Consider the following 24,902-nt stretch of genomic DNA (forward strand, 5'->3'; position numbering starts at 1 on the left):
CGTGCACCGGATTTACTGTGAACTAAGGCTGAATAAGCGTCGTCGTGGTAAGCGTCGGCTACCATCGAGAAATCCTGAGCCTTTGGCTGTTCCAGCTCAGGCAAACCATTGCTGGTCTACGGATTTTATGTGTGACAGCCTGCAATGCGGTAGGCGATTCCGTACGTTCAACTTGGTGGACGACTTTAATCGCGAGGCCCTCGCTATCGAAATTGACCTGAACCTGCCATCACAGCGCGTCGTCAGGGTACTGGAACGTGTGGTTGCCTGGCGGGGTTATCCCAATAAGCTACGTATGGACAACGGTCCGGAATTCATCTCAGTTACTCTGGCTAGTTGGGCAGAGGAGCATGGTATCGCTCTGGAATTCATTAAACCTGGAAAACCCACGCAGAATTCCTTTATTGAAAGATTCAACCGGACTTATCGAACGGAAATTCTCAACATGTATGTCTTCAAAACCTTGAACGAAGTCCGTGAGCTGACTGAGAACTGGATGACAGAATATAACGAAGAACGTCCCCATGATGCGCTCAAGGATCTGACACCATGGGAATACTTGATGAAACATGAACAGTCCGAAACCTCTAATTATGGATGTAACTAATGAAGGGAGCTTTACACAAGTAAATCAGTTAAAATTTGCTCTATTTCATGCCATTTTTCTGACATAGCCACCTCTGAGTTATAACGCCGCGTTCACCGGCTTGTCCGGTGCAACGCTTTGTTAGCCATTACCTACGCCTCGGCAACATTAGCGGATTGTTTACTCGCCAGTTATAACTTGGAAATTCGAGCATATACCACTCAATTGCAATTTGAGCAAAATTCCGAAATTCTTCATCATTCCACAAATCAACTATTAGGTTTCTGCTTAGTCTTCTTATTTGTTTAGAGCCTTGATACACCCAGCCTAAATAGGAGTCTAGTTTGGGCTGACTTATACCCTTGAAGTGTCCATGTGGTATTGACGGATGAAAATCAGGATCATATTGATGAAAGACCCAGTCATTTAACCCCTTCTTTCTTGAGAGAAACTGAAAGTAACCTTTCTTGTCCCTTCTCAAGCCAGGTTGGATTTCCCCTTCATCAGAGTTATTCGAGCCTGATTCAGATGAAGCGCCATTACCCTCATCATTTTCGAGAGGCCACTCCTCATCGTCATTCCATTCTTCGACAAGGAGAATTCTTTTCGCTTGTTCAAAGACTGGATCGCTCGGCTCGCACATACTTTTAAGTGCCAGCATTCTGTCAAGGTAATGAGTCCAACTGAGCTTATCAGCATGGAAGTAAAATCGGGATAGCTCAAAATAAAGCTCAGATGCTTCCCTTTCCAGATAAATCAACAGGAACCTCCTATTGGCTAACGCAAAGTTCATTTGCCGAGTGCTGGCGCGATATTTTGGGCACCAAAATTCGTGACAGTACGAGGTCAATTGGAACGTCTTGTTAAGCAGTACTTTTTTCCCAAATGGATTTAAAACTACTAGCGTATTGGTTTACCGTTATTTCATCTGTAGTTGGAAATATCAACTCCATGTTAGTAATTTTCTTATCAAATGCTGATTGAGTAAAATTCATAGATGACGTAAACGAAAATTTATTATCTATGACGACAAACCTGCTATGAACATGAGGGTTCCGCTTAATAGAAAAATTGTCACTCCTGCTGTTGTGATATCGAATAGTGCTTTCAATATGATCTTGCAATCCAATTCGTGTTATTAACTTAACTTTTTCAGTGTACGATAGAACATTTAATACACTTAGAAAGTCAGAGTCTATGTATGGCGCACAAACCAATATTTCTTTTCTTGTATTTCTTATACAGTTCATTAAAGGAGCAATCATTTTTTCTGCGTGAACAACTCCCAAATCCCTAAAATACTCAAATTGATCAATATTTTCATAACCACCTGTATTAGAGATTGATGCCTGAGAGATACCAATACCAGATCTATGGTTAAGCAAATTTTCATAAGGAATAGTTATTTTCCAGTTCTTTCCTGTTGACTCTACGGTCTCATTGCTAATTTCCTGCCAAAAAATCAGCTCATCAATAGGGTTATAAAGAGCAATGATTACAGGAAGGCAATGACCCAACCAGTATTTATGATGCCAATCACCAAACCTGAATATGAATCCAGAGTCACAACTTTCTGAAAAAAAGCTTTCACCTGATTTTATTTGAACAGCTACAAGCTGACCACTTGGAATTCCGCCATTACAAACTTCTACATGAGCATCAATCCCATGGTCTGCCTTTGGCTGATCTCTAAAAATCCACTTTAATTCCTTTTGGAATACCCTTCCTACTGAATAAACACCTTCATCAGCAAGTAAATCTTTATTACTCATAACTTTCTAAATACTCTGCTGCTTAACGCTCGCTTAAGCGGACAAAGATAGTTGGTTATAATGTGGAGCGAAGCGGAACCTAACCAACTGTTTTTGTTCCGTTTAAAGCGCTTGTTATATCACGATTTACAAATAGACTTATATTCACATTAGTAAAAACATTTGGGTCAATCATATTATTCATAAATCCTAATTTTATTTTTTCTCTTTCTTCTTTTGTAAATAAATCCTCAATATATGAAGGTTTAAATGCAATATTTTCTACATAATTGAGAATTATATTTGATAAGGAGACTTTAAGGTGACAATCATCTTGTTGAAACAACTCTTCCAAGGATAAAGAAAAATTTTTATTACATGAGAAGAAGCTAAACAATACGTGTGTTTTGCCGTTTTCAGGGAATATATTCAGGAACACATTTAAAGAATCAGATGGATTCTCAGATGCTTTATTTGACAATGAGTATACTTGTTCTTTTGTTAATATACGTTTTCCTTCAGAATCAAAATACGGGATAAAAGAAGAGCTACATGCAACAGGATATTCTTCGTCAAAACTATAATATTTATGTGTAAGACCAATGTAATTTTTATTTACCAACTTATCTTTTATAAAATCACTAATGCTCTTAAGTTCTACTGCATTCATTTTACTGTGCTTGCACTTCTGTCTGATAAAATCATTTTTTACACCATCGACAATCATATCTTTAATGTAATCAGGAACAATCAATGAGCCACTCAATATATCAGGTAATGTCATTGTTAAATGTGAAGGCGTTGGAGGCTCATGTAGCTTATCTCCAAGTAGAGCCTCATTTAATTTAACAGACTCCAAATTAGCATGAAGCTCTTTAGTTACTGATCGGTAAGCATATATGTATTTCTGTTCATCTGTTTCGGTGAAAGTTACATCTTCGATAGGCTGAAAGATTTTTTATCATGTACACCGCAAAAACCAGTAAAAGTACTAAATTTTTTTATGCCTTCAGGTTTAAAAATGGCTTCCATTTCCATCATGTCATCAGATGGTTGCATCCCCAAATGATATATTTTTCCTTTATCTGCAATAGCAGATAAAATTTTCCCTCGTTGAATCGAATGTGCATCAATAATTTTACCACCACAATCATTCTCAGACCAAATACAAGACTTGATACTGGCATTTTTACGATTCATACTTAAAGTTTTATTAAACTCGATCTGCTCTTTATTCATTAGAAACTCGATAACTATGATTAGTGATATAACGCCGTGCTAAACGGCACAAAATGCTTGGCTAAACTATGCGAGGAACGAGCACAGCCAAGCTTTTTGTGTCCGCCATTTAAGCACTTTGTTATGTGGCGATGTGCTTAAAACTTAAACCCTGTTGCTTTAATCGGAATGCTACCGATACCGCTCGTACTTATATGATTTTTCAAGTCTGAGTATACTTCAGCAGCAAAATTATAAAACTCTTGATGAAACTCATCGTCATCGGAACAGTTAGATGACTGAGCGAAGCACTTAGCCGCAGAAAACAACTTTGATATGGCAATTACCATTATCATTTGCTTTAGACCCACAGAACTTTCTCTAGTATCTGGCAGAGGGATAACAGCAAACTGGCCTTGTTTGTTCGTAGCGTGACTTGTTTCGTCTTTTATTTGTTGCAGAGTAGGATGCTTCATTTTGCACAAAAGTTTATAGTTGTGATAACAAAGCTTCCAAGCTTGTTCAAAGTCTTTGTCACTTGGGGGATTATTTTTTATTTCACCAAATAAATCTCTTTGTGCAGCCATCTTGGATAGCCTTTGAGGTTTCCATGGAACATCACCATTTTCATCGCCAAGAATTTCTTCGGCTAAATCATCTCTGCCGCTAATACAATTTACTACAAGAGCATTTTCATAAAGAGAAGACGCGACACACGCAGCTTGATAAGGATAACCCCAATTAATAAGCAACCAAACCCCTCTGAAATCACTCATTACTCTTTTTAGAAAAGCGGCAGCCAATTTAAGAGATTTACTACCAGTTTCTTTACCTTTTAAAAATGGTGCTTTAATTGCTAGATTCATACATTTTTCGGCAAGTTCATCCCAAGGCTTTAAAGCGTGGTGATTTTTATCAATTGCATGAACTTCTAGCTGAGCAAGGTAATTCCAATAATGATCTGGCCAATTGTCAGGTGTAATATCCATTTTCATTTTTTGAAGGTTCCTCAAACTACCCTAGGTCACATAACGCTAAGCTCAATAGCCGAGCACTGGCGCGTCATTTTTCTCTGCAAAATGCGTGACATTGCGAGGTCTATTGCAGCGCCTTGTTAGGCCATTACACTTGATTAAATGGGACTCTTTCATTCCATTGCTCCCTGAATTTATCACGCCATTCGAGCCCAATCGAATCAAACCACTCGATAGTGGCATTTACACTATCCTCTGTAATCTCAAAGTTCTCTATATGGTCTTTGATCATTTCGTCTGAAATGGTTAATTTATCGAGATACTCATCAAATGAGTTAGCCACTACAACAAGAGAATCTTCTTGGCGTAAACCTGTCCATTCAGGAAGCCCTTGCACGAATGCAACGACCTTACATCCTTCTCTCATATCAAGATAAAGCATGCTCGAGCCACCATCTCTTGCGATTGGGATAACTCCAGTTTCAGGGAATCCTTCTTGTTTTCTAGCCTGCCTCAATTCGAAAGGGTTGCACTCCCAATCATCATCTTTACTTGCCCTGTATAGACTAGAGAAGCATAGATATTCTGACTTTTCGTTCTCGAAATTGATTAAAATGTCGTATTCGAGATAGCCTCCATTACATGATTTCAGGAACTTCTTATAATCATTTGGAAGACTCGTCCCCAACTCATTTTCGATAGACATTATCTCAGCATCAGTAGCCTGCTGATTAGTATCTTCAATGAGTAAGTTTCTATATTTCATGGAACGATATCCGTGTTCTTTAGGGCCTAACGCCCGCCTATGGGGCAAATTGAGTGGGCTAAACTTGAGCAAAGCGAAAAGCCCGCGAAAATTTGTCCCAGCGAGTTTACGAGCAACATAAGGCGCTTGTTATGTGGGATATACATCATTGCTTAACTCGCCTTGAACTTCTTCTACTGCCTCTAACTTACCACCGCTACCATGATATGTTTCTGCGTGCAGATTGAAAATTTGGTTGCAATAGGTACATGAGAAATAGTTGTTTACGAAGTCACTCCAACCTTTGCCTGAAGCTATACGTTTAAATGGATCACCATAAGAACCTGCTCCAAGATATTTTAAAGTTCCATCTTCGATTTTAAGCCTAGCCAAAAGGATTGCTTCCGTAAGATCTCTTGGAACTTTAATAACCTTTTTTATACCCTGGCACTTATCGCAACTCATATCTTTCCTTGACCACATAACGCTAAGCTCAGTAGCCGAGCTCCGGCGCGTCATTTTGCTTCGCAAAATGCGTGACATTGCGAGGTCTATTGAAGCGCATTGTTAGGCAAAATCCGCGCGCATTCTAAGGTGGGCAATATATGCTAATGGTAATGCTTCCGCTCTTTTCCTCTCGGCGCGAATGCTATTTAAAGCTTGGTATGCTGTGGCAGCAAAGGAGAGCCCTGCTCCTGTATAGGCAGCTTTATTTCCAGTTTCAGCAGCTACCATAGCTAATCCCGACCCGAATAAAGGGGCTATAGAGCCAAACATAACCTTTGACCATGATGGCTTCATTGCATCAATGATTTCATCAGTGTCTTCTTTACAACGCCTAATAAAGTCATTAGTCGCATCTAATCGATCATCTGCATTTTCAAGGAGCGCAATATAGGCCGTTTCACTTTCGACCTTCTGTCGCAATCTAGGTAGAAGGTGTCCATGCTCCATTTTAAACTTAGCTAGTACATCCAAATCAATGGCCCCAGTAGGGGTCGGTAAGATATTGTTTATCACAACATCCTGTGCCTTTTGGTGATGATTAAATCTACCACCTCGTTGTCGAAAAAGGTTGTGACCAAGAAAGTTTGAGTACTTTCCTTCACTCGTAATAGGAGCAGCACTTACAGTGTTGAGAGCACCTAAGCATATAGCTAAGTAAGCCATAAACATATTGGCAACTCTGCTATCCACATTGAACCAAGTCCCATCCACTTGGTCGGCTAATCCCTCTTCTACTAAAAACTGTGGTAGTTCTCCCATTTTTTCTACATGAATACCCGTCACTGGCATCATTTTTTCCTGATGGATATGAGAGCCGAATTTTTCTGCATGCATTCGACCAGCGTAAGAAAATCTTCGTATTGGCGTATTTCTATACGCCCTAACCTTAGGCTCTAAATATCTAATAAAACTCTGTTCAAACTGAGGAATCTCATATAAGTATTGTGACGGAAATATTTGCACAGCTAAATCCCTTTCCAATAAAGCTCTCATGAACGGACTTAGTTGTTCTGGGTTATCAATATGATCCATAGGAACTATGGCGCTCAACTTGTCCCAATAAAGTAGAGTTTTTATTGTCCATTGACTTTCCGGAATCGAAATATAAGGAAAGTAAAGTGCATTATTTCTCATTGTTGATCCTTTTAGCCTAACAGTTCTTAGACAGACAATGTCTGTATTTTCTTGTCTATCTATATTTGATGTACTTTTCTCGCCACTTTCCTTTCACCATTAGGGCGCCAGTATGAGAGAAGTAGGATTTTACGCTTTTGGGATCACAAAATACCGACATTGTCTGTTTAATCTATCCACAGGCATCACTTACAATAACTGTACATTTAAACAGCATTGGTGTTTGTATGAAATCGCCCTTTTTGACGAGTCTACAAGAGTTCATGTTGGCGCGACATTACGCCCGTAAAACCATTCAAACGTATCGGTACTGGATAGTTCAGTACATCCGTTTTCATCGGAATCAGCACCCGAGTAAACTAACCAATGCCGATGTTGAGACATTTTTGACATTTCTCGTCTCCCAGCTACATGCTTCGGCTTCGACGCAAAATATTGCGTTAAACGCATTGGTTTTTCTTTATAAAGAGTATCTCCAACAACCCCTTGATATGGATTTGCGTTTCAGAAAGTCAAACAAACACAAGAAGTTACCCGTTGTTCTTACTCCACGAGAAGTGAAGCTATTATTCGATGCTATACCGTCTCAATCTTTGCTGCCTTATCAGTTGATGTATGGCTCTGGCTTCCGTTTGATGGAAACCGTTCGCTTGCGCGTTAAAGATATCGATTTTGATTATGGCGCGCTGCGAATTTGGCAAAGCAAAGGTGGAAAAAACCGCGTGGTTACTTTGGCAAAAGAGCTATATCCTGCTTTACATCAACAAATTCAAATTGTCCGTCAACTCCACCAGCTCGATCTACAAAATCCGCTTTATGAAGGTGTTAACTTACCCACTCGTTTGAAAGAGAAATGTCCCAACGCTGATAAATCATTGGGTTGGCAGTTTCTTTTCCCTGCTCGGTATCTTACTCAATATGGACTCAATGAAGGTTGGTATCGCCATCATATTCACGAGACCTCTCTTCAAAAAATGATCACGAGGTCTCAGTATAAACTTAAGTTAAACAAGTCAATTTCTTGTCATACTCTGCGCCATTCATTCGCAACTCATCTATTAGAAAGTGGAGCCGATATCCGCACAGTGCAGGAACAATTGGGCCACAGCGATGTGAGAACGACACAAATTTATACCCATGTCATTGATCGCGGAGCCGCAGGCGTGAAAAGCCCTTTATCTGCGTTGTTCTCTGAACCCTGAATTTCAGAAACGCTACCGCCATACCTTGTCGATAGCAAAGTCGATGAATGACAACAGAATGCATAAGTTTATATCAAATTACCGACCTCATTCCTACGGCAATATCAAAGAAAAGGCAGTCGGCGTGATAATTTACGTTGGAGAATACTGCTAACAGAGGCGAACGCCAAAGGAGAAGGCTTAGATGAACCTGGCACTTTGCGTTTATGTATTATCGTTACCAACATCCGCTTGAGGTGGTTCCGACTCGAGTATGCCTGGATTGAAAAACCTCATTGATTCAGTCCCTTAAGCGTTTCTTAAGTTTCGTTGCGTAGCTTTGCTTAAAAGTTTTCATTAGATATTCAACGAGTTTGTTATGGAATCCTTAAACCACTGGCTATTTCTGCTGATTAACCCTTCTCATCAACCCAGTCCTGCGCTGTTGCAAGTCGCAAAACTGTGTGCAGAACTGCCGGTTTTTCTCATCCCATTGTGCCTGGCGCTGCTCTGGATGCGCGATAAACACGCTAAAACGGTGGCATTTAACGCCGGGTTAACGACCGTATTGGCGCTGGCGATAAACTATGCCATTTCACTTGTCTGGTATCACAACCGCCCGTTTGTCGATCATTTAGGCATCAAGCTGATCAGTCATGCCAGTGATTCTTCATTTCCCAGTGATCACATCACTTTGTTCGCCAGTGTTGCTTTCTATCTGTCCTTCGAAAAATCCTTGCGCAAGTTAGGGCTGGTGCTTTTAGCCTTGTCGTTAAGCACCGGATGGGCGCGGGTTTTCGTCGGCGTGCACTATCCTTTCGATATCTTGGGTGGATACCTGATTAGCGCGCTGACTGCATTGCTATTCAAGCAGTATTTAGCCACTCAGTTTGCAGGGTTGGTGAACTTGATGATTGAGTTAAGTGAGCACATCGCTGGCTGGTTGGTCAGAATGAAGAAGTCTGCTTTGTAAGCTTACCGCGCAAATACTAACTGCCATTTTAAATTTATCGACACATCCCCCCACAGGCTTTTGTTGTTCCTGACGGCAAAAGCCTGCTCTTTCACCTGGTTTCAGAGTCTCTGCCCTTGATATCCAACCAGTTTAAGTTGCCAGACCCCGCGCAATATTGTTATGTTGTAACACTAAATCAGAATAACAACTTCGCATCGCTGCAACTCAAGCCCTGGACGTGAGCAAAAATCACTATGAATGAACAAGCAAACACTATCCCGACCAATATCATCACCGGATTTCTTGGGGTCGGAAAAACCACCACCATCAACGCCCTGCTGGCGAAAAAGCCGCAAGGTGAATCTTGGGCTGTGCTGGTCAATGAATTTGGTCAGGTAGGGATTGACCAGGAGATGATGCCAACCGAAGAGGGTTTGCATATTAAAGAGTTAGCCGGTGGCTGCATTTGTTGTTCACTTGGCGCCTCGCTGGGTCAGACTGTGCGAGCTTTAATCGAACACGCCAATCCTGATCGTCTGATCATTGAACCGACCGGTATCGGCCACCCGGAAGGTATCATCGACACACTGATGGGACCGGGGTTTAAAAACGTGCTGGATCTGCGCGCTACGGTTTGCCTGCTCGACCCGCGCTGTCTGGCGCAGGAGGAAGTCCTCAGCAATCCGATTTTCCACGATCAGCTTAACCTGGCCGATGTGGTTCTGATCAACAAGTGCGATTTGGCAGAAGAGCAGCAAATTGAATTGGCAGAAAGTAGCTTAGGGAATATGTTTCCGCCGAAACAGCATCTGGGCCGGACAATTCGCGGCAGGATTGAACCTGCTCTGCTCGATCTGGTGCGCAATGGTCAGCTCAAAGCGCAGTTCCCGGATGCTCATGCTCACAGTCATGATCATGAACACGAACATCATGACCATCACCACGAGCACGCCCACGAACATCGTCATGAGACTGTTCCTGAACCGGGTAAACCGGTGCGTAAAACCGGTCACGGCAGCGGTTTATACAGCTGCGGCTGGCTGTTCCACCGCGACGATTGCTTTGACTACTGGGCGCTGGAAGAGATATTAACCGGCCTGACCGATGTGCAACGTATCAAAGGGGTGATCCGCATCGGTAACGCCTGGGTCTTCTATAACCGGGTTAATGACGAGCACGACTTCGATAAAGTCGCCTATCGCCGCGACAGCCGTATCGAAATCATCACTACCCGGGAATTAGACTGGCAGCAGATCGAGCGCGCTATGTTGGCGTGCCAGATTAAAGGTTAAGCGCCACCCAGCGCGTCCTGAACGCGCTGGGCCTCTGAATTAGTGTCAAAAGTAATAATAAGATAACGACTGTTTACCTATCATTGACACAAATCCGCCACCAAGCGGCTAGGCTTCGCGACAGATATTTCTGAGTGAAACCTGTACCTGCCCATGCCTAGAAGACGTTCATCTCCACCGATCAAATCCCCTTGGTTACGCCGCATCACGCAACTTGTTTGCGCGCTGACGGTTGTGTTGCTTTTAGCCGCGATTTATACCGGAATTCAATTTAACAACCTGGTTAAAGATAAGTTTGAAGGTCAGATGTGGCAGTTGCCAAATGTAGTCTATGCCCGTCCGCTGATCCTGAGTCCCGATAGTCCGGTCAGCCAGCAAATCGTACTCAAAGAATTGGCCGAATTACACTATCGTCAAGTGGCCAATCCGGTCAGCAGCGGTGAATACAGTGTCTCGGGGCGAACTGTCCGTCTGATTCGCCGCCCGTTTGTTTTTCCAGATGGTGAACAACCCGCGGTGCAGGTCAAGATTCGCTTTGCCGGACAAGGGGTAGCTTCCATGAGCGATGAAGCCAGCGGTCATCCAATCGGCCTGCTGTCGCTTGAGCCGAGAATCCTTGGCATGCTGGACGACGATAACACGGAAAAACGTCTCTATATGGCAAAAGACGATATGCCCGAGACACTGGTCGCCGCACTGCTGGCCACCGAAGATCGTGATTTCTATCAGCATGATGGCATCTCACCTCTGGCTATCGCTCGCGCATTTATGGCGAATATCAGCGCCGGGCATAATGTGCAGGGCGGCAGTACCCTCACCCAGCAACTGGCCAAAAATCTGTTTCTGTCGCGTGAGCGCAGCCTGACCCGAAAAGTCAAAGAAGCTTATCTCGCGCTTATTATGGATTATCGTTACAGCAAAGATCAGTTGTTGGATGCGTATCTTAACCAGGTCTATCTGGGCCAGAACGGCAATGATTCCATTCATGGTTTTGCCCTCGCTGCACGCCATTATTTTGCCCTGCCCCTTTCTGAACTGCGCCTGGATCAGCAAGCTTTGTTAGTAGGGATGGTCAAAGGACCTTCATATTATAACCCGTGGCGCTATCCGGAGCGCGCCAAAGCGCGCCACAACCTGGTACTGAAAATGATGGTCGAAACCGGCTCACTCGAAACCGATGATTACCAGCGTGCCATCGACAAGCCACTCTCTCTGCGAGCACAGGGCAACGAAAATGCACTGCAACCGGCCTATTTTGATTATGTGAAACAATCACTGCAGGAACACGGCATCGACTATAACAGCGGGCGCGGTCTGCGTCTGTTTACAACCTTTGATCCTGATATCCAGCAGCATGCTGAGCAGTCGGTGTATAAGATCATGCCTCAACTGGAGAAAAAAACCGGCCAGTCGCTGGAAACCGCAATGATTATTGCCGACAAACACAGCGGTGCAGTCAGTGCGATGATTGGCAGCCGTAACCCGACCTACCACGGTTTTAACCGCGCCTTACACGCCGAACGTCAGATTGGATCGTTGATTAAACCGGCGGTGTATTTGACTGCGCTATCGCAGCCACAGGTTTACACTCTGGCTACTCCGTTATCAGACCGACCGATCAGTATTCGTAGCGAAAATGATGAGCTATGGTCACCACGCAATTATGACCGTCAATATCGTGGTCAGGTTGCCCTTTATCAGGCACTGGCCCACTCTTACAACGTTCCGACTGTGAACCTCGGCATGGCTCTCGGCCTGGGGCGGGTCACTCAGACCCTGAGCGCCCTGGGGATCGATTCGCAGCAGGTGCCACAACTGCCTTCGATGCTGCTTGGTGCTGTGACGCTGACACCGCTTGAAGTCACTCAGATGTATCAGACCCTAGGGAATCAGGGGAAACGACAGACGTTATATGCCTTAAGCGCGGTACTGGATGAGCATGGCAGTGTTCTGTATCGTTATCAGCCTGATGGTGAGCAAACGGTGGATGAGCGTGCCGCCTGGCTGACCGAATACGCCATGACACAGGTCGTCGAGCAAGGTACGGCGCGCTATCTGAAGACTATTGTCCCTTCGCGCACACAGCTGGCAGGAAAAACCGGCACCTCAGATCAGGGGCGTGACAGTTGGTATGCCGGCATTGATGACAGCCAGGTGGTCACCGTCTGGGTCGGGCGCGATGACAACCAAGCCGTGAATCTGACTGGTTCGAGTGGTCCGCTGCGAATTTACGCCGATTTCTTAAAACGCAACGGTTACCGTTCTTTGGACACGCCGCAACCCGATCAAATTGAATTTGCCGACTACCGCTCAGATGCAAATGGCTTCCTGCAGCGCAGCTGTCTTGGCCAGATAAACCTGCCAGTGTGGAACATCTCCGGCGAGTCGCAAGATGATTGCTTAACACCGCTGGAAGATGGCCTCAACGATCTAGGTAACGAAATCAACGAAGCCGGTCGCCAGATTGGCGGATTCCTGAGAAGTTTATTTAATTAATTTCTTAAGTCTTATAGAGCAGCGGGCGATCTAAGAAACTTAGCCGCCCGCTTTTTAAGGGTTAAAATAGAACGTTCAAACTGATAGACCCTGCTTAAACATGATTACCACCAGGCTTCAATTTGTACACCATAGTTAATCGTGTCATCACTTTTACCACTATTGAATGTGTTGCCGTTTTCGTTGTCTTTAAAATAGCTTGCGTAGAAGCGAATCTCTGGTCGAGCGAAGAAGTCCTCACCGGTAGACAGCGCGTGGGCGATGGTAAATTTAGTCCCGCCAGATTTTTCACTCACGCCTGAATCCCAGGTTTTCTCTTGATCAAAGTAGCCAACTTCTAACATTGTTTTGTTATAAGATGACCAGCTATAAGTCGGGCGGGCGACAAAAGAGAACATTTCTTCTTTATCCAGCCAATCACCATGGTCCTGAGCTTTACCATAAGTCAGAACATGATTGATAACGATACTGTCACTGAGCTTCAAATCACCAGTACTGATAAAACGGAAAGCCTTTGCATCGCTGACATCACCGCTCCAGTAATCATACCAACCACCACCTTGCGAAATGGCATTCTGTGCTAAACCACTCGTCATATATTGCATAACAAACTTGTTATACCCTAATGAAAAACTCTGACTTAACTCGGCGGTCACCATTAGACCATCGTCAAAATCTTCTGTCGCGGCTTCCTGTTCGTCAGTTGGATTGACGATTGCATAGTCAACACCGACTTCTGTCCATGCACCTTCCCAAGGACTAAATCCAGCGTAGCGTAAATCCATGTAGTAGGTATTAAGCTCGCCTGTTGTGTCATCAACATCACTATCCGCTCGTACCACAGCTGCTGATATCGCTCCCGAGGTTAACTTAATATTTTCAATACCGACACCGTAACCAGAAATGTTCCAGTATTTAGTATCGATAATATGCAGATCGTGACGCTGATAAAAACGCTTACCAGCCCAAATAACGGCCTCAGGGGATGCCGGTATATAACCTTTCGCCTGAATATTGAGCTGCTTAATGGCAAAGTTAGCGCTATCGTCTTTTGTCGACTCAGATTCAAGATTACCATCTGATGACATTTCAAACATACTTTCAAAATACATTGAATGTCCATCCTGATTGAATAACTCCTGACCCAGACCTATCTCAGAATAGGTATCGTATTCGTTACCCAGGCGACCCAGTTTAGTTTTGTTGAATTCATCGCCTCCTTCCGTGCCACCGCCATCAGCACTTGCTCCGAGCCCGGCGCGAACGTAACCATAAAAATCTACCGCCGAAACTTGTGTTGCCATCAATGATGCGAGTATTGCGACGATCAGCGTTGTCTTCTTCATTGTGAATTCCTTTTGTTTTAATAAATGGTTATTGGTGGAAAATATTGCCCGCGCAGATATTCGGGCAATACTCATCCCAGAGAAAATAATTTCTCTTATTCTTTTTATTAGGTTTACCAGCCTTAAATTTAGGGCTGGTATTATTACAGGTTTAACTTATTTACTATTGTCACAACTTGATATGGGTTTATTTTTATCTCCCCACATAAATTATTATTGTCTTGGTCAATCCATTCACCATCAGGACAATTAAACCAACGGACTTCATTACAAAAGTTCATAATAAACAAGTAACGATTGGCATCGTCTTGCCTTAAACTGATTGAAAGGCCATACGGAACGTTATCAACCAGCGGTTTAATATCAGACAACCTAACGAGTTGTTGATAAAACTGGCTATTGAAGCCATGTTCGGTTCTAGCGGCGATATAATAGCTGCACCCTTTACCATAGGTGTTTCGTGTAACCACCGGTTTACCTTCAAACATATCTGATCTGTAGCATGCCAGAGCTTGCGCGGTTTCCAGGTGAATGTGTTCCATCAAGTGCTTTGCTTCAAACTCACCCTCTAAAGGAAATTCAGCTGTTGATGTCATAGCAAATTCTACCCGCTCATGATCATACATAGAGTCAATCTCTTCAGCCCAGATCCCAAGCACCTCTCGTAACGGACTATTCTCACCGCCAGGAAAACCACCCAGGAAACAAAGATCGTTTTCATCAACAATGCCGCTCCAATAGGTGGCAACGAGAATGCCGCCATTTTCAACAAATGCTTTTAAACGTTCCGCTACCCCGGGTTTAACCAGATATAGCATTGGCGCGACCACAATTTTATAAGGGGTAAAGTCACTCAGTTGCTCAATGATGTCGCAATTAATTCCCTGTTCCCAGAATCCACGATAGTGATCACAAACGGTTTGTTCATAATGCATACCTTGGTTACGTGGCCCAGAAGCATCATCCAATGCCCAGCGATTTTCCCAGTCAAAAATAATGGCAACATCCGAATTGATTTGAGATCCCGCCACTGAATGTATCTGCTTGAGATACTCTCCTAGCGCTGTAACTTCTCGGCCTGTGCGCGTATCAGCGTGACCGACATGGTCGACGACCGCACCATGAAATTTTTCCACTGAACCACGGCTTTTTCGCCATTGAAAATATTGAACCGAGTCTGAACCATGAGCGATTGCCTGTAATGAAGACAGCAAATGCACACCATCTCGTTTTAACTTAGTAATCGGTTGCCAGTTAGTTTGACTTGGTGTCGATTCCATCAGCAGGAACGGCTGCTGTTTCAACGTGCGCATAAGATCGTGATACATCGCCGTATAACAGGCCAATGCCACTTCATCATGGTCCCGATGCCACAACGGATAACTATCCCAGGAGATAACATCGATAGCTTTAGCTAATTGCCAATAGTTATAGTCGTAGAAATATTCCATAAAGTTTGCAGTCGTCGGCAACTCAGGATTGATGGCCTTCAACGGGGTAATCTCGTGCTGACAGAAATTAACCACTCGATCAGTACAGAAACGCTTCCAATCCAGCTTTAATCCATGAACTGAATTCTCACCGATTGGCGACGGGGACTCAATTTGCTCCCAGTCACTATAGGTATGGCTCCAAAATGAGCTCCACCAACGCTTATTAAGGTTTTCTAAAGTATGATATTTATCCTGTAACCAAAGCCGAAATTCTTGCTGGCAATAGTGGCAGTGACAATCACCACCATACTCATTTGATACATGCCATCCGATAACTGCTGGGTGATGACTATATCGTTCAGCCAGTTTCGTATTAATGGCTGTGACTTTAGCGCGATAGTTCGGTGAACTGTAACAATGGTTATGTCGCTCTCCATGTAACTGTTTCACTCGTTGACTATTGACGCGTAGAACGTCCGGATAACGTTGTGATAACCAAGCCGGACGTGCACCACTCGGCGTTGCCAGGAAAACAGAAATATCGTGCTGCGCTAAGCTATCCAGTACCTGATCGAGCCATTCAAAGTGAAACTCACCTTCTGATGGCTCAAGTGCAGACCAACTGAATATGCCTACTGACATGACATTACATTTCGTTTGCTTCATTAACTCGATATCCTTTTCGAGGATATCTGGTCGGTCTAACCACTGTTCCGGGTTATAATCTGCTCCATGGAGCAGCCCTTTCATCTTGGGAATAACCAATTTCTTGCTTTTCATTACTTACCTTTAAATACGTTTAATGATGGCAAAGCATTACCTTCAAAGTTAAACAACGCTTGGTTCTCCCATGAATTACCAATATCCCAAGAGTCACCGCTATAATCCATTCCAGCCTTCGTTGACCAAGTTGCCCCATTGATAGGTAACCAGGCAGGTTCCCAGTAATAGATACCCAACCCTTTGTTCTCAGGTAAAGAATTAACTAGTTTCATCATGTCGGATAAATATTGAGCCTGACCTTCAACACTGACGTCATATCCGTCGATTGGCCCTGACTCAGAGTAACTGTTAGATAATCCGTCACCATTTTCGCTGGTAAACGGAAATGCAGTTTCAACGATAATCACGGGTTTATGATAGCGATTGATAACATCCGTCATATTGGCTTTAACTTTAGAAATAGGCCCGTGCCACCACGGATAATAAGACATGCCTATGACGTCAAACTCAACATTGCGCTTGGTAATTTCATCAAACCACCAACGAAATAAACCGTTATCTCCCGCTTCCGCCAGGTGTAGCATGACCTTAATCTCTTGGCCGGCGCTATTCTCACGTACGGCTCTAATTCCCGATGTTAGCAGCACTGAAAGTCGGTCGAATTCATGCCCATCCTGTCCCCAACTTTTTCCATCCGGCCAAAGCATTCCACCATTAAGTTCATTACCAACCTGAACCATATCCGGAATTACACCGGCGCTGATATGGGCCTGCATAACTTCCGACGTGTACTGATAAACTTTGCTACTCAGTTGTTCAAAATTAAGACTATCCCAGGATTTAGGCTTTTTTTGTTTTTTAGGATCAGACCAAAAATCGCTGTAATGAATATCCAGCAGGAAACTCATTCCTAAAGCTTTGGCTCTCTGGCCCAGTTCAATCGAACGCTGCAAAGTGTTATTACCACCTCCGTATTGGATGCCCTTTTCAGATTCAGGATTCACCCATACTCTGGCTCGAATTGAGTTGACTCCATGTTCCTTCAAGATTTTAAGTAAATCTTCCTGATGGCCGTTTTCGAAGTACTTTCCCCCCAGTAACTCAATTTCTGGTAACATCGAGATATCCATACCCTTAATAAAATCATCTCTCAGTTTAGGAGCGCTGATAGAAATATCTTCATTGATCAATCCTACCTTTGCAGTGTTTGACTTAATTTGGCTGGAAGACTGACAGCCAGCAATAGCCAGTACTGCACCAATTAATGCAATTATAAATTTAGTATCCATATCGTTCTCTCTGAAATTAGCCTTTCGTACTACCAGCGGTTAAACCTGACACGAAATATTTTTGTAGTGATAAATAAAGCAATGCAACGGGAATAGAAATAATTACAGCACCTGCAGCATAAGTGGTATAACTAGCTCCCATTTTTTCAACCACAAGGTTATATAACCCAATAGGAAGGGTGTAATTTTCTGGAGTTCTTAATATTGTCGTTGCAAGAATAAAATCTCCCAAAGGTCCCGTGAAAGAGAATAATGCTACTACTGCTATAATTGGCTTGGAAATTGGTAATATTATTTCAATAAAGATCCTTATATTACTTGCCCCATCCATCTTTGCTGATTCATCCAGATCAATAGGGATAGCATCCAGGTAGCCTTTCATTAAGTACGTATTCATAGGTATCATTCCGCCAACGTAAACTAAGACTAAAGCCAGATGGCTATTGATTAGCCCCAACATCTGAGCAAGTACAAAAATAGCAATCAAAGCGGAAAACTGTGGAATCATCTGAAGTAAAAGAAACAACATCAGACCATTTTTTCTACCTCTGAAGCGAAATCGAGAAAACGCATAGGAAGTGCAAGACACACTAAACAATGTCAACACCATGGTTAAGAAACTGATTTTCATGCTATTCCAAAACCAAGTTAAATAAGCAACTTTGTCATTAGCAAAAAGAGTTGCATAATGACTCCAGGTCGGTTTATCAGGAAAAATTGATTCACCCATAATACTGTTACCCGGATAAAAAGAAGCCCCAACCGTCCAGATAAGTGGATAAATTATAATAATAGAAACAATTAGAATCAGAGAATAACTTAGTGCCAATCGAATTCGATTACGACGTTTAATACTCATAAACTATCTTGCCTCTTCTTTGAATGAGTTCGTCATACGGAACTGCCACAGAGCTATCCCTACTACAAATATTGATAATAATAAAGTGATGGCAGAGGCAATACTGTATTGAGATGATGACATCGTCAGTTTATAAATCCACGACACCAAGATATCCGTTCCTCCTGCATTACCCCCGATTACCGCAGGACCACCATTATTAAAAAGATAAATAATATTAAAGTTGTTAAAATTGAATGTGTACTGAGTAATAAGAATAGGTGCAATTGAGTAGAAAACTAATGGTAATGTTATTGTCCTTAATTGCTGAATCTTACTTGCACCATCCATAGTGGCGGCTTCATATAAATCATCCGGTATCGCTTGTAGTACACCAGTCGTCATTGCAAATACAAATGGAAAACCTAACCACGTTTGAATCAAAATTAACGCAACTTTAGTCCAGAAAGGATCGGTTAACCAAGCTTTTGGCTCGATACCAAAAAAATCCAAAATGACATTATTAATGACGCCAAAGCTATCGTTGAACATACCGGTAAATATAAGAATGGTAACAAAGCCAGGCACTGCCCATGGCAAAATAAATATTGTTCTAACTAACGGTTTAAACTTAAGATCTTTCTGATTGACCAAAACCGCCAAAAGTACTCCCACGGCACACTGTAAGGTCGAGGCCAACAGCGTCCAGACTATCGTCCATTGCAAGACATCGAAAAATGTATTTCTCCAGAGATTTATCTGAAAAATATTAAAAAAATTCTTGAGACCGACCCAATCTACCAACTTTGCTGGCGGCGAGTTATATAAATTATAATTTGTAAATCCAATAGCAAAACCAAAAATGATCGGGAATACAACAACAAAAACAAGCAGTATAAATCCGGGACTTATCATCAAATACGGAAATCCTGCATTTATAACATTCCGGTATTGAATACGAATTGAATTAAGCGGTCGGCCTTCATCAATTCTTAAGCCATTTTTATACGCATCAAAGAAACTCAATCCGTAAAGTGTCAACCCAAATAACAACACTAATAGTGCGATAACACCTTTTGCTAATAGAAAGACAGAATTGTCCTCAGGTAAGTTTTCCCCTAGTGTGGTAATCCCCCACATTCCATGCAAAATAAATTCTCGGCTAACACCATAAAAGCTCATCAAAAGCACAAAGAACAGTAATCCCTTGGCAAACTGGCGGTTATAAAACTGCCCCATACCAGGTATCAAAGCGCAAAGCATGGCCATAAACCTCTGGGAACGGTAGAAGCCTACTCCAGGTTCTATGTGTCCACTCATATCAGACATCACTTACAACTCCTTACAAGAGACCATCATGTTAATGTCCCCCGCGAAAATAAAAACGGGGGAGACGACCAATACATAGTAATCTCAATCGATTATTGGCCCATCATTGCGTGGTTTGCCTCGATTTGCATATTGATACTAGCAACCGCCGCATCTAATGCACTTTTCGGATCTTGTTTATTAGTTGCAATGAGTTGTAATGCGCTATTAGCCGGCCCCCAAACCTCATTCATTTCAGGAATAGATGGCATAGAGGTTGAATAGATAGATTGCATAGCCACAGCTCGTGCACCAGGATCATTTTTAATCACAGGATCATCGATGAGAGCCTTTACAGCAGGAACCTCACCGGTCAATTCAAAACGGCGTTTGGCATTATTATAATTGTTGATGAATTCGATAAATTCTTGAGCCAGAGGTTTATTCTGAGAGAAAGTAGAAATGCTGTAGCTTTTCACTCCCATGAATGCGCCCATATGTTTACCTGAAGGCAGTTTGGGTAGTGGGGCTACACCATAATTAATGCCCGCTTCTTTATATGGCTGAAGTGACCATGGACCTGTCTGTACAATTGCAGCTTTACTTGAAGTAAACAACGAATCGATGGCATTTAGGCCATTATTTCCAACAATACCTGCCGGAAATACTTTTGACTGATAAAACTTCTGGATATATTTAGCACCTTCGATTGCCCCTGACTCGTTGAGCAATACTTTATTTGAGTTATAAGACCCATCTTCTTTCTTGGCGAAGACATCACCACCCATACCACTGAGGATCCCATAGGTATAATAAAGCTCATCCCATTTCGCCAATAGGCCATATTTACCTTCTGCCCGGAAACTCTTGGAAAGTTCGTATATTTCATCCAGTGTTTCAGGCAATTTATCAATCATATCTTTGTTGTAAACCATAAACAGTGTTTCCACTGATTTTGGTAAACCATACAGTACACCATTATAAGTTAACGCCTCTATCGAAGACTCACTGAATGTATCCACTACGTTTTCACTTTCAGTAATTGGCGCGAGCAAACCCTGTATCACGGCACCGCCAATCTGGTCATGTGGAATAAGTATTACGTCCGGACCAGTGCCAGCCGGTCCATCCATTCGGAGAGATTCGACTTGCCCACCGTAAGGCATTTCAACGACATTAATTTTGACATCATGTTCTTTTTCAAACGCTGCAACGGCTTCTTCATTACCAAAGGATTTTTGAATATCTTCCCAAACCAATAGCGATTGCTGTGCGAAGGTTAATGGTGAACAAAACAGGGCAACAGTGGCAGAAATAAGATTTATTTTTTTACTAAATTTTTTACTATCCATGAAAAATCACACCTTATTTTTTATTAGCAGAAATAAAATTTATGGTGCAAATATGCTGTATTGTGTTATTTTTTCCTACAAAGGTTATCTACAGATGTGATTTAAATCACTGTATGTAGTAAAGATTGTGATAACCCAAACATGTATAAATAAAATTTACTAAATAACAAAGAATCTGATCACAGCGATTACTAAAATTTTATCTGATAATAAGGAAAACAAAATGTCTTCTATTCTGCTATCTAACGTAGTTAAGCGCTTCGGTGACAATCAAACTATCCATGATGTCAATTTGTCTATTGAAGAAGGTGAATTTGTTGTGTTTGTCGGCCCATCAGGCTGTGGTAAGTCAACATTATTAAGAATGATCGCGGGCCTGGAAGATATCAGTGATGGTACCATTTCTATTGCGGGAAATATTGTCAATGACACGCCACCTTCTGAACGTGGTGTGGCGATGGTCTTCCAATCTTATGCTCTATATCCCCATATGACCGTAGCCGAAAATATGGGTTACTCGTTAAAAGTGAATAAGGTGCCAAAACCTGAGCGTCAGTCAAAGGTCAAGTTAGTCAGTAAAGCATTGCAACTGGAACATCTACTCGATAGAAAACCCGCCCAACTATCGGGAGGCCAACGTCAGCGCGTTGCCATTGGCCGCGCGATTGTCCGAGATCCTAAGGTGTTTCTGTTTGATGAACCTCTTTCTAACCTTGATGCTGAATTACGTGTCGACATGCGTCTGCATATAGCAAAATTGCATCAGGACTTACGCTCAACCATGGTTTACGTTACCCATGACCAAGTAGAGGCAATGACTCTCGCCGATAAAATCGTGGTATTGAGAGACGGAAAAGTAGAACAAGTTGGCTCACCAATGAACCTTTACCAACACCCAAAAAACAAATTCGTTGCGGGTTTTATTGGCTCTCCAAAAATGAACTTCATTGATTGCAAGGTCGAACATTGGGATGAATTAAGCTTAACCGTGAAACCTCATGTGGGGGATTCATTAACACTACCGATAAAAACTGAATCTTTGCAAATCGGTACAAGCTTAACCATCGGGATTCGCCCGGAACACCTTTCCACAGAGCTGAATATTGTTAAGTTAAACTTCCAATGCGAAGTCATTGAACGACTTGGTGGCATGACTTATGTCTTCGGTCAATGTGGTGGTATAGACGATTTCAAATACCTTCAGCATGGTGATACTCTAGTTAGACCGGGTGATATTATGCCTTTGTTTGCATCTCCATCAGCATTGCATCTGTTTGAAGCCAGCGGAGAAGCTATCAATTTTACTCAGGTTGATTCCTTACACTAGTTGGATATTCAAACCATTAAGTTTCGGCCAAAGAATGTTGCGAATCCTTTGGCCTAGTCAGTTTAGATACGATAAGAAGGCTATTATTTTGACAACTTTAAAGGACATAGCTGTAAGAGCGAATATTTCGACTTCGACGATATCACGCTTTTTAAATAATGACCCTACTCTCTCCGTTAGCGATAAGAAGAAGCAAGCGATTCTTGAAGCGGTTGATGCTCTTGGCTACAAGTCCCCACAACGAAGTAAGAAGAACTTTAATCAAACCAGTTCTGATGATACTCAAGATTGTGAGATTAATTGCGAATTGGTTTTAGTGAATTTTCTGACTCCCACTCAAGAGATAGATGACCCTTACTTCACTTCAATACGAGCCGGAATTCAAAACCGTTGCCTTGAAAAAGGCATCACCCTACGTAGTTTGCATATCCATCAGATAGAAGCCAATCATGTATTACTGCGAAATGCAGCAGCAGTTGTTGCTGTCGGACACTTCTCCAATGAAGAAGTTTCGTTATTATATCATACCAACAAAAATTTAATCTTCGTCGATTCAAATCCGCTCGGATTAAAAACAGATTCAGTGTTAATCGACCGTACGGCACTTGCACATGATGTCATGAGCTTTATTATCACCAGTCAATGTAAAAAGCCCGCATTTATTGGAAATAATGAAGAAAGACTCCATGCTTTTCGAGAAGTTACTCAAAGTTATGGCTTGTATATTGAAAGTCTGTGTAAAGTCAGTAAAGAGTATTGTATTGAATCTGGTTACCAGGCAATGAAAGAGATGCTACAACACAAGACATCACCAGATGTAGTGTATGCGGCCACCGACATGGTCGCAGTAGGAGTATATCGTGCCATTTATGAACATGGCCTTTCCATCCCTGAAGATATCCAGGTGATTGGTACCAATGATATCTCATCAGCCAGGCATATGAGCCCCAGCTTAACAACGATGCGGCTTTTTCCCTTTGAAATGGGCGAAGCCGCGATTGATATGTTTATAGAAACACTAGCAGGGCGCAGGCACAAAAAAACCGTTCTATTTAGTCATGAATTTATTTGGCGTGATAGTTTTACAAAAAAATAGATATTATCTTCGCCTTGGTTAATAGGACTAAAATCAAGGCACCCCATCCTTAACTTTATGATGCCGTGATAACATTTAATTAGGTAAATTTTAATAAAACCTGGATCAACTATCACAAACTAAACATTAATTCATTATTCATATCTTAATAATAATCCTAGTCAGGTTTATTTTTTACATTAGTTGCTAGGTTTTAAATGATATTAACCCAATATCAATTTTATAAATCACAAGGCAAAAATATGTTAAGAAAAGTAAAACACTCAGTATTGCTCTGCTGTTTAGCGTCTACCTCTTATGCAAACGCATTTACGAAAGGTGCGGATATCAGTTGGATAACCCAAATGGAAGACAGTGGTTACGAGTTTTACAACGACTGGGGCTATCGGCAAGATGTACTGTCGATACTACGAGATCATGGTATGAACGCCATACGTCTTCGCGTTTGGGTCAATCCAAGTGACGGATATTATAATTCGTTACAGGACGTGCTGGTAAAGGCTCAATGGGCCAAAGCTGCCGGTATGGATGTGATGATTGATTTCCACTACAGCGACACATGGGCAGATCCTGCAAACCAATGGAAACCCTCTGCGTGGAATAGTCTCAGCTTTGAAGAACTAATGGATAAAGTCTGGACTTACACCAGAGATTCCCTGATTACCCTCAAAGAGGCAGGAATCACTCCTAAATGGATTCAAATTGGTAACGAGACCAACAACGGAATGCTTTGGAATGATGGGTTAGCCTCTAGTAATATGCGTAACTTCACTTGGCTATTTAATAGTGGCAGAAATGCCGCCAAGGAAATATTCCCTAATGCAAAAGTCGTCGTACACTTAGCCAACTGTCACGACAATGGTAATTTCCGCTGGATTCTGGACGGACTACAGTCAAATGGTGCATGGTGGGATGTGATTGGTGCATCTTCATACCCCAAGAATGCCGCGGGGATTACCTGGCAACAAGCCAACAACCAATGTCTTAACAACTTAAATGACCTCGTTAGTCGATATGGAACAGAAGTCATGATCAGTGAAATTGGCGTGCCATGGGACGATCCAGAATCTAAAACAATAGTCGCTGACCTCATTCACAAGATCCGAAGTGTCAACCAAGGCAAAGGAAGCGGTATCTTTTATTGGGAGCCGCAAGCCTATAGCTGGCAAGGTTACACTTTAGGAGCCTGGAACCCTGAAACGAAACAACCAACCGAAGCCCTTGATGCTTTTCTGGAGTGAATTCTGCTCTTTGTGCACAGTAAGGGGACCAGTTCCCCCTTACTGTCAGTGTCCGACCAGCCTATAACTTCTTTACAAGCAGTCTTAGATTCGACTCATGCAATACTAAT

At 42.5% G+C, this 24,902-nt stretch carries 22 protein-coding genes; 8 read left to right on the plus strand and 14 right to left on the minus strand.

Features of this window, described 5'->3' with window-relative positions; genetic code table 11:
* The coding region (locus E6C74_RS18110; protein ID WP_136487461.1) for an IS3 family transposase at positions 1-607 on the plus strand (607 nt) is incomplete at its 5' end.
* A 127-nt stretch (positions 608-734) separates the two neighbouring features.
* Here E6C74_RS18110 and E6C74_RS18115 read toward each other — a convergent pair.
* The 8 genes from E6C74_RS18115 to E6C74_RS18150 form a co-directional block, all read right to left on the minus strand.
* Entirely contained in the window at positions 735-1,346 is a 612-nt protein-coding gene (locus E6C74_RS18115) for a hypothetical protein (protein WP_136487462.1), read from the minus strand.
* A gap of 103 nt (positions 1,347-1,449) precedes the next feature.
* Positions 1,450-2,358, minus strand: a complete 909-nt coding sequence (locus E6C74_RS18120) for a DUF4365 domain-containing protein (protein WP_136487463.1) — start codon at positions 2,356-2,358, stop codon at positions 1,450-1,452.
* A 79-nt stretch (positions 2,359-2,437) separates the two neighbouring features.
* Positions 2,438-3,196, minus strand: a complete 759-nt coding sequence (locus E6C74_RS18125; protein WP_136487464.1) for a hypothetical protein — start codon at positions 3,194-3,196, stop codon at positions 2,438-2,440.
* Positions 3,197-3,267: 71 nt separating this feature from the next.
* Positions 3,268-3,576, minus strand: coding sequence for a hypothetical protein (locus tag E6C74_RS18130; protein WP_136487465.1), 309 nt, complete (start codon positions 3,574-3,576; stop codon positions 3,268-3,270).
* Between the two features lie 137 nt (positions 3,577-3,713).
* Positions 3,714-4,550, minus strand: coding sequence for a hypothetical protein (locus E6C74_RS18135; protein WP_136487466.1), 837 nt, complete (start codon positions 4,548-4,550; stop codon positions 3,714-3,716).
* A gap of 127 nt (positions 4,551-4,677) precedes the next feature.
* Positions 4,678-5,295, minus strand: a complete 618-nt coding sequence (locus E6C74_RS18140; protein WP_136487467.1) for an SMI1/KNR4 family protein — start codon at positions 5,293-5,295, stop codon at positions 4,678-4,680.
* 129 nt (positions 5,296-5,424) lie between these two features.
* The gene (locus tag E6C74_RS18145; protein ID WP_136487468.1) at positions 5,425-5,739 is read right to left on the minus strand and encodes a hypothetical protein; all 315 of its coding nucleotides are present in this window, start codon (positions 5,737-5,739) and stop codon (positions 5,425-5,427) included.
* Positions 5,740-5,841: 102 nt separating this feature from the next.
* The gene (locus E6C74_RS18150) at positions 5,842-6,915 is read right to left on the minus strand and encodes a hypothetical protein (protein ID WP_136487469.1); all 1,074 of its coding nucleotides are present in this window, start codon (positions 6,913-6,915) and stop codon (positions 5,842-5,844) included.
* A 227-nt stretch (positions 6,916-7,142) separates the two neighbouring features.
* Between E6C74_RS18150 and E6C74_RS18155 the strand changes: the two genes are divergently transcribed.
* From E6C74_RS18155 to mrcB, 4 genes are all read left to right on the plus strand, one after another.
* Positions 7,143-8,117: an integron integrase gene (locus E6C74_RS18155; RefSeq protein WP_136487470.1), complete on the plus strand. Its 975-nt coding sequence runs from the start codon at positions 7,143-7,145 to the stop codon at positions 8,115-8,117.
* Between the two features lie 358 nt (positions 8,118-8,475).
* Positions 8,476-9,069 carry an undecaprenyl-diphosphatase gene (locus E6C74_RS18160; RefSeq protein WP_136487471.1) on the plus strand — a complete coding sequence of 198 codons (594 nt, stop codon included), beginning with the start codon at positions 8,476-8,478 and terminating at the stop codon, positions 9,067-9,069.
* Between the two features lie 236 nt (positions 9,070-9,305).
* Positions 9,306-10,343 carry a GTP-binding protein gene (locus tag E6C74_RS18165; protein ID WP_136487472.1) on the plus strand — a complete coding sequence of 346 codons (1,038 nt, stop codon included), beginning with the start codon at positions 9,306-9,308 and terminating at the stop codon, positions 10,341-10,343.
* 153 nt (positions 10,344-10,496) lie between these two features.
* A complete protein-coding gene (mrcB, locus tag E6C74_RS18170; RefSeq protein ID WP_136487473.1) occupies positions 10,497-12,839 on the plus strand; it encodes a penicillin-binding protein 1B in 2,343 nt (780 codons plus the stop codon).
* 104 nt (positions 12,840-12,943) lie between these two features.
* On the opposite strand, the gene lamB is transcribed toward mrcB, so the two are convergent.
* The 6 genes from lamB to E6C74_RS18200 form a co-directional block, all read right to left on the minus strand.
* On the minus strand, positions 12,944-14,185 hold the full coding sequence (gene lamB / locus E6C74_RS18175; protein ID WP_136487474.1) for a maltoporin LamB: 1,242 nt from the start codon (positions 14,183-14,185) through the stop codon (positions 12,944-12,946).
* A 143-nt stretch (positions 14,186-14,328) separates the two neighbouring features.
* Positions 14,329-16,398, minus strand: a complete 2,070-nt coding sequence (locus E6C74_RS18180) for a beta-galactosidase (protein WP_136487475.1) — start codon at positions 16,396-16,398, stop codon at positions 14,329-14,331.
* On the minus strand, positions 16,398-17,630 hold the full coding sequence (locus E6C74_RS18185; RefSeq protein ID WP_136487476.1) for a glycosyl hydrolase 53 family protein: 1,233 nt from the start codon (positions 17,628-17,630) through the stop codon (positions 16,398-16,400). Before E6C74_RS18185 ends, E6C74_RS18180 begins: the two co-directional genes overlap by 1 nt.
* A gap of 16 nt (positions 17,631-17,646) precedes the next feature.
* Complete coding sequence (locus tag E6C74_RS18190; RefSeq protein ID WP_136487477.1) at positions 17,647-18,489, minus strand: sugar ABC transporter permease; 843 nt, start codon at positions 18,487-18,489, stop codon at positions 17,647-17,649.
* A 3-nt stretch (positions 18,490-18,492) separates the two neighbouring features.
* Entirely contained in the window at positions 18,493-19,797 is a 1,305-nt protein-coding gene (locus tag E6C74_RS18195; RefSeq protein ID WP_136487550.1) for a sugar ABC transporter permease, read from the minus strand.
* A gap of 92 nt (positions 19,798-19,889) precedes the next feature.
* Complete coding sequence (locus E6C74_RS18200; protein ID WP_136487478.1) at positions 19,890-21,128, minus strand: extracellular solute-binding protein; 1,239 nt, start codon at positions 21,126-21,128, stop codon at positions 19,890-19,892.
* Between the two features lie 223 nt (positions 21,129-21,351).
* On the opposite strand from E6C74_RS18200, the gene ugpC reads away from it, so the two are divergent.
* The 3 genes from ugpC (at position 21,352) to E6C74_RS18215 (ending at position 24,792) form a co-directional block, all read left to right on the plus strand.
* The gene (gene ugpC, locus E6C74_RS18205) at positions 21,352-22,455 is read left to right on the plus strand and encodes a sn-glycerol-3-phosphate ABC transporter ATP-binding protein UgpC (RefSeq protein WP_136487479.1); all 1,104 of its coding nucleotides are present in this window, start codon (positions 21,352-21,354) and stop codon (positions 22,453-22,455) included.
* Positions 22,456-22,543: 88 nt separating this feature from the next.
* Positions 22,544-23,551, plus strand: coding sequence for a LacI family DNA-binding transcriptional regulator (locus tag E6C74_RS18210; RefSeq protein WP_240798217.1), 1,008 nt, complete (start codon positions 22,544-22,546; stop codon positions 23,549-23,551).
* Between the two features lie 197 nt (positions 23,552-23,748).
* Positions 23,749-24,792, plus strand: coding sequence for a glycosyl hydrolase 53 family protein (locus E6C74_RS18215; RefSeq protein ID WP_206208443.1), 1,044 nt, complete (start codon positions 23,749-23,751; stop codon positions 24,790-24,792).
* Positions 24,793-24,902: the final 110 nt, after the last annotated feature.

The organism is Vibrio sp. H11 (genome assembly GCF_004804295.1).
Lineage (GTDB): Bacteria > Pseudomonadota > Gammaproteobacteria > Enterobacterales > Vibrionaceae > Vibrio > Vibrio ostreae.